This is a genomic window from Haloterrigena alkaliphila (genome assembly GCF_017352155.2).
In the GTDB taxonomy this organism is placed as follows: Archaea; Halobacteriota; Halobacteria; order Halobacteriales; family Natrialbaceae; genus Haloterrigena; species Haloterrigena alkaliphila.
Map to the genome: position 1 here is coordinate 1063124 of NZ_CP071462.1, position 11938 is coordinate 1075061.

The window sequence follows — 11938 nt, forward strand, 5'->3', positions numbered from 1 at the left end:
GCAGAAAAACGGGCGCCTCGAGGAACGCTCGGGGAGGAGGGCGGCAGCGGTGTTACGAAGACGACGACGTGACCCACTCGCGAGTCTCGCCGTCGACGACGACCTCGCGCCCGACGTCGTCGAACGTGACGCCGCCGTAGGCGACGCTGCTGCCGGGGCCCGAGTAGATGCCCGCGCCGCCGCAATCGGCCGCTCGAGCGGTCGTCAGCGTCGCGTCGACGTTCTCCCGGAACCGGAAGGCCTGATCCTGCGCGCCGTTGGCCGTCACGGCGCTCAGTTTCAGATCGACCATGTCGTCGAAGAGGATCGCGTTCGTGAACGCGCCGTCGACGATGGTGTTCGAGAGCAGGGCGCCGTCGAATCCACCTGCGTAAATTCCCGATCCGGCGGCCAGCCCCCGGTTGTCGGTCCTGATCGTGACGTTGCTGATCGTCAGCTCGCGACGGCCGCCCTTGATCTGTCCGAGCGAGATTCCCCTCGCGTTTTCGATACACGAGACGCCGTCGATCGTCAGGTCCGTGATCTCGTCGCCGGTGTCGCCCCTGATCGCCGAGTGCAGGCAACCGGTGATGTACCCGTCCCTGATGGTGATCGACTCGTTGCCGTTTCGGTGCATGTGGACGCCGTACTCGGGGCCGTTCGCCGGATCGATCTCGAAGTTCTCGAGGGTGCAGTTCCGCGTCGGCGTCCCGTCGCTTCCGGCCAGTCGCTCGTCGGTTCCGTCCCAGACGCTGTTCGACGCGATTTCCGAGGTCTGGTTGTCGAACTGGATCGGTGCGTTCGACCCGGCGTCGCCGCCTCGAGTCGCCCAGTAGCCGTCGATGACGACGTTCTTCGACGAGACGACGTCGATGTGATGGTAGTAGATTCGGTCGCCGTAGACGTTCTCCAACCGGACGTTGTCCGCGTGTGCGGGCATGATCCCGTTCGAGGCCGGCGAATCGATGCGGACGTTGCGGACGCCCCAGTTCGACGCGCCGCCGTAGTCGACCGCGTCGTAGCCCCTGTTCGAGATGAGGGCCCGGCCTTCCTCGCCGTCGGCCCGCACCCCCTCGAGGACGGTCGAGCGACCCGCGCCCAGAACGATCGTGTCGTCGCCGATCAGCGGCGTCCGCTCGAGCAGGTACCGGCCGGGCGGGAAGTAGACGATTCCGCCGCCGGCCCGATGGACCCGCTCGAGGAGGTCGTAGACGGCCTGACCGACCTCGGTCTCGCCGTCGCCCTCGATGCCGTGGGCCTCGACGTTCCAGACGGGGCTCTCCGCGGTTCGGGCGTGAACGAGTTCCGCCGCCTCGAAGTGGCTCGTCCCCGGCACCGGCTGGTCGGCGCTGCCCCCGCCGCTGAAGTACGTCCAGTCGCCGCTCGAGGCGTCCCAGCGCCAGGTGATCCCCTGGTCCGTCGCGTGGTAGAGTTCGTCGTCGTACTCGCCGTCCGCCGGGCGGTCGGCGATCGGGCCGCGAACGATCGCGTGCTCGTCGACCGCCTCGACCGTATCGGTGTGGTCCCACTCGTCGCCCTGTTCGAACGTTCCCAGCCCGAGACGCGGGGTGCGATCGGCCACGGTTACTCGGCCCCCCGTCCGTATCCCTGGCCGTACGCCGTTCCGTACCCGTGCTGGACGGACGATTCCTCGTCGGACAACCATTCGCCCTCCGTACACCCTGCAAGCGAGAGCGAGCCGGCCGACGCTGCGACGAGGACGTCCCGCCGTCGCAGTTCTGAACTACGCATATCACCTGACTCGCCGACTAGAGTACTTAACTATTCTCGTTCAATAACCAGTCTCGAGAACGACGTCGAGCGGCGAGGTGTCTCTCGAGTGGCGAGGCGCCCCTCGAGCGTCGGGGTGGTTCTCGAGCGGCGACGTGACTCAGTGGAACCGCACGCCCACGTCGTGGAGGTCGTCGTTGTACTTCGCGATGTTGATGACCAGCGGCGTGACGCTCTCGACTTCGGCCGCGTTGGCCAGCGGGCCGACGTCGAGCGCGCGCAGGCCCTCGATCTCGCTCGCGAGGTTCCGGACGGTTCGCTTCGCGTCGTCGTCGTCCGCGACGACGAGGGTATCGAGGTCGAGGTCGTTGTCGAGATCCGAGAGCGCGTCGGCCGCGAGGTTGTGGAAGGCGCCGACCACGGGCACCGCGTCGGGCGCGCGCTCGGCGACGAGTTGGGTGACGCTGCCGGTTCCAGGCGGGTGATAGTGCAGGCCGTCCTCGTCGCCCTGCATGCCGACCGCGGGGGTGACGAGGATCGTGTCCGAATCGAGGACGTCCTCGATGGCCTCGACGGTGTCGCCGACGTAGTACGGCGGCACGCTCAGGATCGCGACGTCGGCCCGGTCGGCCGCCATCTCGTTGGCGAAGCCCTTGAGATCCGCGTCGGCGCCGCGACTCTCGAGTTCGGCCTCGTAGGTCTCGACCGCGGTGCGGGCCTTCTCGGGATCGCGCGAGCCGATGAGGATCTCGTGGTCCGTATCGCGGGCAAAGCGCAGGGCCAGCCCCTGTCCGATGTCGCCGGTTCCGCCGAGTAGTGCGATTCGCATACGCGACTCTCGGGACGGCATCCGAATAAAAGGGGTGGAGGGCGGCCGTTCTCGCCGGGTTCTCGGACGCCGGCGGAAGCCGACCGGACGAGAGCGGGGGTCCGACCGAACGGGAGCAGCGGCCGACTGGACGGGGCGACGACCCGCCGGACGGGGGCTGCGGCCCGCCGGGCCAAACCGCTTCCCGCCTAGGGCGCCTCGTCGTCCTCCGGATTCATCGCCGCTCCCAGCCCGCTGTCGTAGGCGTCGCGCTCTTTGACCTCGCGGATGCGCTGGTCGAGTCGGTCCTCGAGTTCGCGGCGCCGCTGCTCGTCGACGTCCGGGTTACTCCCCAGATCGGCGACGTCCTGCCGGGCGGTCCGCAGGACGGAGACGGCCTCCTCGGTCTCGAGGTCGGTCGCGCGGTCGAGGCTCCGTTCGACGTCCTCGAGCGTGGTCTCGGTCATGGGCACGGCTTCGACGGCGAGCGGGGTGAATGCTGGCCCGTCAATAGTCGGGCGACGGGATCAGCATCCGGACGAGAGTCGGCAAGGGCTCGCCGAAAGCGTACACACTTGCCGCCCTGCCCCCACCACCCGGTATGGAGCTCTCGATCGTCGACCTCGCGCCGGTTCCGGAGGACGGCACCGCGACGGACGCGTTCGAACACACCGTCGAGCGCGCCCGGCGGGCCGAGCGACTCGGCTACTCGCGGTTCTGGGTGGCCGAACACCACGACTTCACCGACTCGGTCGCGAGCACGACGCCCGAAGCGCTGATCCCCCACATCGCCGCGAAGACAGAGGACATCCGGGTCGGCTCCGGGACCGTGCTGCTCAACCACTACAGCCCGTACAAGGTGGCGGAAACGTTCGGCGTCCTCGACGCGCTCGCGCCCGGCCGTATCGACCTCGGACTGGGGCGGGCGACGGGGAATCCGGCGAGCGACCTCGCCCTGCAACCGGATCGAAGCCAGCGCCGCCGGACCGGCGACGATCAGGCCGAGAAGATCGACGAGGTCGTCAAACACCTCCACGGCGGGTTCGAGGACGACCACCCGTTCCGCGGTCTCGACATCGCGCGATCCGGCGACTCCACCCCCGAGATCTGGGTCCACGGCTCGAGTCCACAGAGCGCGAAGATGGCCGGCGAACTCGGCCTCCCGTACTGTTTCGCCGCGTTCATTCGCCCCGGACCGGCGGTAGAGGCGCTCGAGACCTATCACGACCACTTCGAGCCCTCGCCGCAGGGTGCCGGCCCCGAGGAACCCTACGGCGCCATCGCGGTGAACGTCACCTGCGCCGAGACCGACGCGGAGGCGGCGCGGCTCCGGGCGACCGCCGAAGCCTCGTCGCGACTGCTCCGCAGCGGGCAGATCGATCAGCTTCCGGTCCGCTCGGTCGAGCGGGCGATCGACGTCCTCGGCGGAGTTCCCGAGCCGACGCCGACGGACCTCGAGGCCGGCGACTGGCCCCGACAGGTCTCCGGTAGCCCGGAAACGGCTCGGGAGCTACTGGACCGGATGACGTCGCAGACGGGCGTCGACCACGTCGTGATCCAGAGCCAGCACGCCGATCCCGAGACCACGCTTCGATCGCACGAACTGCTGGCCGACGCGGTGGGGCTCGAGCCGCGCGAATAGGACGACACTCGAACCGACGAACCGGCGTGCGGTGGCGCGCGCTGTCGACCGTCCGAGTGAAAACGAGGACGGTCGATAACTGTGCGCGAGGGATGAGCGAGTGACCAACGGGAACGAGCGAATCGGCTGGGGAGGGTGTGGAAATCACCGTTGCCACGGTAGCAGCGTGTTCACCGCTATTCCCCGGCAAAAAGCGTGTTCACCGCTGTTCCTCCCACCTTCAAAACGAACTCGAGACGGTTATCCGAAGCAAACACAGCCTCCATTACCCCGGCCGTCGTCGCCCGAGTATGACCAGTCCGGCCGTCATCGCCCACCGCGGCTACGCCGGCGTCGCACCCGAGAACACCGTCGCAGCCGCTGAAACCGCTGCACGCCACGACGAAACGGCGATGCTCGAGATCGACGTCCAACCAGCCGCCTGCGGCACCCCGGTCGTGATCCACGACGAGCGCCTCGAGGGCGACCGCGTCCGCGACGGCCGTCCCCTCACCGACGCCTCGGGCTTCGTCCGGGAAATCCCACTCGAGGACCTCCGGTCGACCCGCGTCCTCGGCACCGACGAGACGGTCCCGACGCTCGCGGAACTGCTCGAGGCGGTCCCCGAAACCGTCGGCGTCAACGTCGAACTGAAGAGTCCAGGGACGACCGGTTCGGGAACGACGGACCTGCGGTTCTCCGAGTCGCTCCCCACCGAGACGGCCCGAAACGAGCACCGCGCGGTCTGGAAACCGTTCGTCGAGCGCGTCGTCGCGGCGTGCGACGCCTTCGACGGCGAACTCCTCTTCTCGTCGTTCTACGAGGGCGCGCTGGCGGCCCTCCGCGCGGTCGCGCCCCGCTACGCCGCCGCGACGCTCGTCTGGGACGACCTCGAGGCGGGCCTCGAGACCGCCCGCCGCTACGACTGCGAGGCGATCCACCCGCCCAGAAACGCGATCGACGGAACCGCCCTCGCGGACACTGCGTACGCCGGATTCGACGAAACGCCACCCGAAATCGACGTGCTCGAGGAAGCCCACGCGGCGGGCCGGACGGTCAACGTCTGGACGGCGACGAACTGGCACCAGTTCGAGGCGCTGGCGAACGCGGGCGTCGACGGGATCATCGCCGACTATCCGGGCCTGGGAGCGTGCTCGAGCGCTCGATAACCGCTCCCTCTCGGAGACCCGACGACTCCGAAACCCTCCGTCTCAGAAATCCTCCGACTCCGAAACCTCCCCTCTCGAAAACCCTACGACTCGAGCAGGTCGGGTAGGTCGTTGACCGACTCGAGGACCGCCGACGCGTCCTCGGCCTCGTACTTCCGCCGTCCCTCCTCGCCCGTCAGCCCGCCCGTGAGGACGCCGACGCCGTGATACTCGCGCTCCGAATCCGCTTCGCGCGCGTTGTTCGCCGTTCGGATATCGTCCAGCGTGTCCCCGACGAAGACGACGGCGTCGGCGTCGAACCGCTCGGCGAGCGTCGTCAGCGCCCGCGGGTGGGGCTTGCCTTCCTCCCAGTCGTCCATCGTGAACCGGTGCTCGAGGGGGATCGCGCTCTCGAGGCCGACGCGCTCGAGGGCGATTTCGGCCTCGGCTTCTGGTCGGCCCGTGAGCACGCCGACGGCGAGCGCGTCGGACTCAACGAGCGCGTCGCGGGTCGATTCCTCGAGCAGGATCGGTTCGTCGTGGATGAACCCGCGGGTCTCGATATCGGGGTCGCCGCCCTCGAGGCCCCGATAGAGATCGGCCCCGAGGTACAGTTGTTGGAAGACGTCCCGGAGGCGCTCCCTATCCCACCGTTCGAGCACCCGCTGGGTCGCCCGGGCGCCGAGCGCCTCGCGGATCGCGTCCTCGGCGGCCTCGAGACCGCCGCCGCGGGCGGCGATCGCGTCCGTGAAGTCGTCGATCGACTCGCCGTACCCCTCGCTCGTCGCGAGGACGTAGAGCGCGGCCGCGTAGGTCAGTTCCCAGTCGTTGTTGAACCCGCCGGCGTCCTTGAACCGCTGGATGTCGTCCTTGCGGATCGTTCGGTCGTAGACGCGCTCGACGGACTCGACGATCGCGCGCCGGTAAGAGTCGGCGACGTCGACGAACACTCCGTCGACGTCGAGCACGACGGCGTCTGCGTTCATACCCGTCCGGACGGGCCGACGGGAATAAAGGCGGTCGGATTCGCTCGGCGACGACGGACGGTGGCCGGTAACGATTGACGGTGGCGGACGACGATTGAGGGTGGCGGGCGACGATTGAGGGTGGCGGGCGACGACGATGGAGGGTGGAATACGGTCCGAACAGTACGAGCGTCCGCACTCCCGTCTATCTTTGGAATGCGGTTCAAGTACCAGAACGTGGTGGACCTCGGTACAGCCGAATGTTACACCTGATGTTTCCGACGCATCTGGCGGTCGGCTACCTCCTGGGGATCTACAGCAAGTTGCCGGTCGCCTACCTCGTTCTCGGCTCGATCCTACCCGATATCGCCGATCGACCCCTCTACTGGCTCGGACTGGCGCCGTCGACGCACGCGCTCGGCCACTCGATCGCGGTAGCCGTCCCGGCTTGCGCTCTCGCGATCGCCATCCTCGGACGAGGGGGCGTCGCGCTGGCGATCGGCTGGCTCGGCCACCTCCTGGCGGACTTCCTGAACGTGGTGACCACGCAAGGGCTCGCACAGACGCCCTACTACGTCCTGTACCTCGCGCCGCCGGAGAACCTGCACCAGACGTTTCCCTCCGTCACGATCGACGTCCCGCTGATCGACCTCGCTCACACGCTCCATCCGCTCCTCCTCGTCTCCGAAGTTGCCGTCCTCTGCTGGACGGTCGCAGTACTGCTCCGCGACCGGACCGTTCCGGACCGAATTCGGCAGACGGAATCGGGCTGAGGGCAGCCGATGGCGGCTGTGCCTCGAACCCCCTCAGAAACCGACCGCGCCGACCGCGTAGAACGCCACCGCGGCCAGCCCCAGCGCGTAGAACACGTCCGCCCACAGCCTCGAGAGCAGGTTCGCGACGTAGATCACGATCACGACCGGAATCCCCAGCAGGACGACCGGTGACCGGCGCCACTCCGCTCGAGACCGACTCCAGAGCGAGTTCGCGTCGCCGGTGCTCGGAAACGCCTGCGCGCCGACCGCGAGGCCGAGCCAGCCGAGAACGCCGAGGGTCGCGAGCTCCGTCCTCGAGGCGGCCCGGAGGTCGGCCACCAGTGCGCTACCCGAGAACCCGGCGTCGCCGATCCCAACCGAGGCCGCCAATGCGGCGGCCCCGAGAAAGGCGAGCAGCGAGACGACGGTGTTGACGAGAAACGGCGCGACGCTGATGAGAAACGACTCGCGGTACCGCTCGGGTTGCTCGTGGCGCACGTAGCCCGGCGGCTCGCCGAACCGAAAGTAGGCAACCGCCGTGACGGGGACGCCCACGAGGTGACAGGCCTGTTTGTGGGCGAACTCGTGGACGACGACCCCGGGTGCGCTCGCGAGTCGTATCGCGATCCGGGACAGCGAACTGAGGACGGCCAGCACCGCCGCGAGCGCCACGATACCGAGCGCGATCGCGACGGCGGGCGGAACGGAGTCGGGAATCATCGATCGGCGAACTGTTCCGGTTGGTGGTAATTCTGTCGACCGAGAACGACTCCCTCGAGTCGCACCGTCTCCCGCGTCATCGCTCCGTCGCTCGAGCAACGTCTCCCGGTCACCACCCTCGCTCGCGTCACCGATCCATCGCTCGAGCCACGTACAGCGTCCCGCTCTCGATCCTCCGTCGTTCGACCGGCACCGCCGGCTGGTCGCCGCCGAGCGTCGTGAACAGGAAGTCGGCGACGGCGCCGCGGGCGGCCTCGAGCGCGGGACGGTGGAGTTCGGGCGGCAGGTTCAACGCGTAAATCGCCTCGGCATCGGCGTAGACCGCGGGGTCAGGATCGACGACGTCGTCGCGGACGAATCGCACCCCCTCTGGAACCGCGCGGTCGTGGACGTCCGTCGCGGTGACGTCGACGCCGCGGTCGGCCAGCGCGGCCGCCACGTCGGTCCGACGACCGATGCCGACCTCGACGACGCGGTCGTATTCGGTCAGCGCCTCGAGGAGCGGCTCCGAGTTACGGCGAGAGTGGGACACGGCGGGACGTTTATGCCACCCGCGGCCATAGCCCTTGCCATGCTCGTCGATATCGTGCCGGTCGGCAACGTCCCCGCAGAGGTCAAGCGGGCGGCCTCCTCCGCGTTGCGATCGGTCTACGACTGCGACGTCACGGTCAACGACGCCCAGTCGGTGCCCAACGGTGCGTACGATTCCGACCGGAACCAGTACTCCGCCGAAACGTTCATCCAGCTCGCCGAGCGGGTCGGCCGCGGGACGAAGAACATCGCGATCACGCCCCACGACCTCTTCTACCGGCGGCGCAACTACGTCTTCGGACTGGCCTACCTCGACGGCAGCGGTAGCGTCGTCTCGACCTACCGGCTCCAGACCTCGAGCGACGGCGGCTTCTCGAACCAGAGCGCCGCCGAAATCTTCGAGGATCGAGTCCGCAAGGAGATCGTCCACGAGATCGGCCACACCTACGGGCTGGAACACTGCGACAACAACCGCTGCGTCATGAACTTCTCGCCGACGGTCCGCGAGGTCGACATCAAAGAAGAGAACCTCTGTGGCAGCTGTCAGCGCCTGTTCGACTGATTCGGTCGTTCTCGAGACGGATTCGATCGTCGCCCGACCTCGGAGCGACGGCGCTGATCGACCGGTGGTGGCGCCCCCACCCCCAGTTACGCCCGAAAAATTACCCGCTGGCGGACCCGTCGGCGTCACGACTCCGAGATCGCACGCCTGACTCGAGCGACGAGCGCCGACGGACTGAACGGTTTCATCACGTAGTCGTCCGCGCCCAGATCGAACCCTTTGGCGGCGTCCTCCTCCCGGCTGCGGGCGGTCAGGACGATGACCGGAACGTCCGCGAGGCGGTCGTCGTTGCGGATCCGGCCGAGCAGCCGAAACCCGTCCAGCCCCGGCACCATAACGTCCAGCAGGACCAGATCCGGCGGCGCTTCGTTCGTCAGGAACGACCAGCACTCCCGTCCGTCGGCCAGCGCCGTCGTCTCGTACCCGCTGGACTCGAGTTTGTGCGTCAGCAGTCGCCGGAGCGAGTCGTCGTCCTCGAGGAGGAGCACGTGCGACGACCCGTCGTCCGTCTCGACCGTTCGCTCCTCGATCGGCTCTCCGTCCGAACCGGTCCGCACCGACGGCGGCGGCTCCGTTCGCTCGTCGTCCGCGGGTCCCGAAAAGCCGTTATCCGTCGTCATACGCGGCTCGCAAACGTGGCCAGACTGCCGAGTAGCGACGGCGACTCGAGGCGGAAACCGTTTCGACGAGACGTGCGGTATCGGTCGCGAGCGGAACCGGCGGCCCGTCTGCGTCACCACACACACCCTGCGGTTCTCGGCGTCGGTGCCCGCCGTGGGCCGAGCGGGCAGCTATCGACTGTCGGCTGGTGTTCGTCATCCCCCAATCCATTCGGCCGGAATTTTCGTCCGAATCACCAAAGAAGTTCCCAAAAATTAGAGCGATCGGGTCGACAATCAGTCAGGGGGCGTAGTAGTACTCGCCGTCCTGTTTCTGCTGTTTGTCGAGTTGCGACGCCGGCTTGTTGATCCGCGGCCGCGAGGTGCGCTCGTCGCGGCGGAAGGTGACCTCGAGGTTCGCGAGGAACTCGTTCATGCCGTCGCGCATCGGCTGGGGCTGGCCCGCGCGGCCGCGGACGGCGGGTTCGCCGTCGAAGACCATCAGCCGGTCGGCCAGCAGGTCGATCATGTAGATGTCGTGGTCGATGACCATGACCGTCGCGTCCTGCTGTTCGGCGTAGCGGCGGATCGCGCTGGTCGCCTGCACCCGCTGATCGACGTCGAGGTGGGCGGAGGGTTCGTCCAGCAGGTAGAGGTCCGCCGAATCGGAGAGGCACGCGGCGATGGCGACCCGCTGGCGCTCCCCGCCCGAGAGGTCCGAAAGGTTCTGCTCCATGATCCGCTCTAACTGGAGGGGCTGGGCGATCTCGGTGTTCCAGTACGAGGAGCCGAACTGGTCGGTGATCGACGAGAGGAAGGCGTCGACCCGCATGTGCTGGTCGATCGTGACGTACTGGGGCTTGTAGGAGATGTCCAGATCGAGGTCGGCGTCGCCTTCGTCCGACTCGAGGTTGCCGGTCAACAACTTCGCGAACGTCGACTTCCCGATCCCGTTGGGACCGACGATGCCGAGCACCTCGTTTTCCCGGATCTCGCCGCCCTCGACCTCGAGCGTGAACTCGCCGTCGCCGTAGCTCTTGGTGAGATCGGGGTACTCGACGAGGGTGTCGCCGCGGGTCGCGCTGCGGGGGGCGTGTTCCTCGAACTCGATGGGATCCGGCCGGATCCGCATGTTCTCGTTGTCGAGGTAGCCCGAGAGGTACTCGTTGATGCCGTTGCGGACGGATTTGGGCGCCGTGATGACGCCGTAGGCGCCGGGCTCACCGTAGGCGACGTGGAGCGTGTCCGCCAGCAGGTCCAGGATCGCGAGGTCGTGTTCGACGACCAGCATCGATTTGCCCTCCTCCTCGGCGAGTTCGCGGATCAGTCGCGCCGCGGTCACGCGCTGCCCGATGTCGAGGTAGGGCGTGATCTCGTCGAGGAAGTAGAAGTCCGTATCGCGGGCCAGCGTCGCCGCGAGGGCGACCCGCTGGAGTTCCCCGCCCGAGAGGTCGTCGATCGACTGCTCCATGACGGGACCGATCGAGAGCCGCTCGACCAGGTGGTCCAGCGCGTCTCGCTCGTTCGTGCGCTCGAGCAGTTCGCGCGTGTTGCCGTCGAAGGTGTTCGGAATCTGGTCGACGTACTGGGGTTTGCGTGCGACGGTCACCTCGCCGTCGCGGACGTCGGCGATGTAGTCCTGTAGTTCCGTGCCCCGGTAAGCCTCGAGGACTTCGTCCCAGCCGATCTCGTCCGCGTCCGCGTGCCGGCCGAGATTGGGCTCGAGTTCGCCCGCGAGGATGCGGACGGCGGTGGTCTTCCCGATCCCGTTCGGTCCGAGGATCCCCGTCACCTGTCCCTCCTGTGGCGCCGGTAGACCGTACAGCGAGAAGGCGTTCTCGCCGTAGCGGTGGGCGGGGTCGTCCTGCAGTTCCTTCGGCAGGTTGATGATCTCGATGGCGTCGAAGGGGCACTTCTCGACGCAGATGCCGCAGGTCTCGCCGAGGCAGATCTCCTCGGAGATGTGGATCTGGTCGGGCTGGCCCTCGTCGGCCTCCTCGCCCCGGAGGGTGATACACTCCTTGCCGGTGCGGTTGGGCGGGCAGTAGTTCTTGCACTCGTAGCCACAGCGATCGGGCTGGCAGCGATCGAGGTCGACGACGGCGATACTGTCGTCGGCCATGGTTAGCCGGCCGCCCCCGTGGTGAGCAGGATGCCCCACGTCACGAACCACAGCGAGAACGTCATGAACACGATAAACAGGTAGTGTTTCGCCCCGACCTCGTCGTCGCTGTAGATGTCCGTGAAGTCGTAGAGGACGAACTGCGCGAGGACCGCTCCGGCGACGAGCAACAGCGTCCGGTTGTCGGTCGCCGCCTCGGCCGCCGGGAGACCGCCGGTGATCTCCACTGAGGCGAACGCCGCGGCGACGCCGAGCAACGCCGACAACGCCGTCACGCTGACCGAGCGGATGTGCTCGCGTCGGTCACTGATCGATTCGGTCGACATAGGAGGAAATCCGGGGGCGGGGCTAAAAAGGCGTTCGCATTGGGCATCTGCCGCATCCGATTCGACGTCGC

At 67.7% G+C, this 11938-nt stretch carries 14 protein-coding genes; 4 read left to right on the top strand and 10 right to left on the bottom strand.

Annotation, left to right across the window (positions count from 1 at the left end):
* Nucleotides 1-52: 52 nt before the first annotated feature.
* The 4 genes from J0X25_RS24025 to J0X25_RS24040 form a co-directional block, all read right to left on the bottom strand.
* Nucleotides 53-1561 carry a glycosyl hydrolase family 28-related protein gene (locus J0X25_RS24025; RefSeq protein ID WP_207290082.1) on the bottom strand — a complete coding sequence of 503 codons (1509 nt, stop codon included), beginning with the start codon at nt 1559-1561 and terminating at the stop codon, nt 53-55.
* Nucleotides 1562-1563: 2 nt separating this feature from the next.
* Nucleotides 1564-1731: a hypothetical protein gene (locus J0X25_RS24030; protein WP_207290083.1), complete on the bottom strand. Its 168-nt coding sequence runs from the start codon at nt 1729-1731 to the stop codon at nt 1564-1566.
* Between the two features lie 139 nt (nt 1732-1870).
* On the bottom strand, nt 1871-2539 hold the full coding sequence (npdG, locus tag J0X25_RS24035; protein WP_207290084.1) for an NADPH-dependent F420 reductase: 669 nt from the start codon (nt 2537-2539) through the stop codon (nt 1871-1873).
* 188 nt (nt 2540-2727) lie between these two features.
* Nucleotides 2728-2985: a hypothetical protein gene (locus J0X25_RS24040; protein ID WP_207290085.1), complete on the bottom strand. Its 258-nt coding sequence runs from the start codon at nt 2983-2985 to the stop codon at nt 2728-2730.
* Between the two features lie 134 nt (nt 2986-3119).
* On the opposite strand from J0X25_RS24040, the gene J0X25_RS24045 reads away from it, so the two are divergent.
* Together J0X25_RS24045 and J0X25_RS24050 are read left to right on the top strand one after the other, a co-directional pair.
* A complete protein-coding gene (locus tag J0X25_RS24045) occupies nt 3120-4160 on the top strand; it encodes an LLM class flavin-dependent oxidoreductase (RefSeq protein WP_207290086.1) in 1041 nt (346 codons plus the stop codon).
* Nucleotides 4161-4450: 290 nt separating this feature from the next.
* On the top strand, nt 4451-5308 hold the full coding sequence (locus J0X25_RS24050) for a glycerophosphodiester phosphodiesterase (RefSeq protein WP_207290087.1): 858 nt from the start codon (nt 4451-4453) through the stop codon (nt 5306-5308).
* A gap of 83 nt (nt 5309-5391) precedes the next feature.
* Here J0X25_RS24050 and J0X25_RS24055 read toward each other — a convergent pair whose 3' ends face one another.
* Entirely contained in the window at nt 5392-6273 is an 882-nt protein-coding gene (locus tag J0X25_RS24055; protein ID WP_207290088.1) for a TIGR01548 family HAD-type hydrolase, read from the bottom strand.
* A 251-nt stretch (nt 6274-6524) separates the two neighbouring features.
* On the opposite strand from J0X25_RS24055, the gene J0X25_RS24060 reads away from it, so the two are divergent.
* Nucleotides 6525-7025 (top strand): hydrolase, encoded by a 501-nt coding sequence (locus tag J0X25_RS24060; protein WP_225896730.1) that lies wholly within the window; start codon nt 6525-6527, stop codon nt 7023-7025.
* Nucleotides 7026-7058: 33 nt separating this feature from the next.
* On the opposite strand, the gene J0X25_RS24065 is transcribed toward J0X25_RS24060, so the two are convergent.
* Complete coding sequence (locus J0X25_RS24065) at nt 7059-7727, bottom strand: metalloprotease family protein (protein WP_207290090.1); 669 nt, start codon at nt 7725-7727, stop codon at nt 7059-7061.
* 127 nt (nt 7728-7854) lie between these two features.
* Nucleotides 7855-8259 (bottom strand): UPF0146 family protein, encoded by a 405-nt coding sequence (locus J0X25_RS24070; RefSeq protein ID WP_207290091.1) that lies wholly within the window; start codon nt 8257-8259, stop codon nt 7855-7857.
* 39 nt (nt 8260-8298) lie between these two features.
* On the opposite strand from J0X25_RS24070, the gene J0X25_RS24075 reads away from it, so the two are divergent.
* Nucleotides 8299-8820, top strand: a complete 522-nt coding sequence (locus tag J0X25_RS24075) for an archaemetzincin family Zn-dependent metalloprotease (RefSeq protein WP_207290092.1) — start codon at nt 8299-8301, stop codon at nt 8818-8820.
* Nucleotides 8821-8945: 125 nt separating this feature from the next.
* Here the strand turns inward: J0X25_RS24075 and J0X25_RS24080 are convergent, their stop codons facing one another.
* The 3 genes from J0X25_RS24080 to J0X25_RS24090 all read right to left on the bottom strand — a co-directional run bounded on the left by J0X25_RS24080 (nt 8946) and on the right by J0X25_RS24090 (nt 11867).
* A complete protein-coding gene (locus J0X25_RS24080) occupies nt 8946-9440 on the bottom strand; it encodes a response regulator transcription factor (protein WP_207290093.1) in 495 nt (164 codons plus the stop codon).
* 280 nt (nt 9441-9720) lie between these two features.
* Nucleotides 9721-11541, bottom strand: a complete 1821-nt coding sequence (locus J0X25_RS24085; RefSeq protein WP_207290094.1) for a ribosome biogenesis/translation initiation ATPase RLI — start codon at nt 11539-11541, stop codon at nt 9721-9723.
* 2 nt (nt 11542-11543) lie between these two features.
* Nucleotides 11544-11867, bottom strand: coding sequence for an EMC6-like membrane protein (locus tag J0X25_RS24090; RefSeq protein WP_207290095.1), 324 nt, complete (start codon nt 11865-11867; stop codon nt 11544-11546).
* Nucleotides 11868-11938 lie beyond the last annotated feature (71 nt).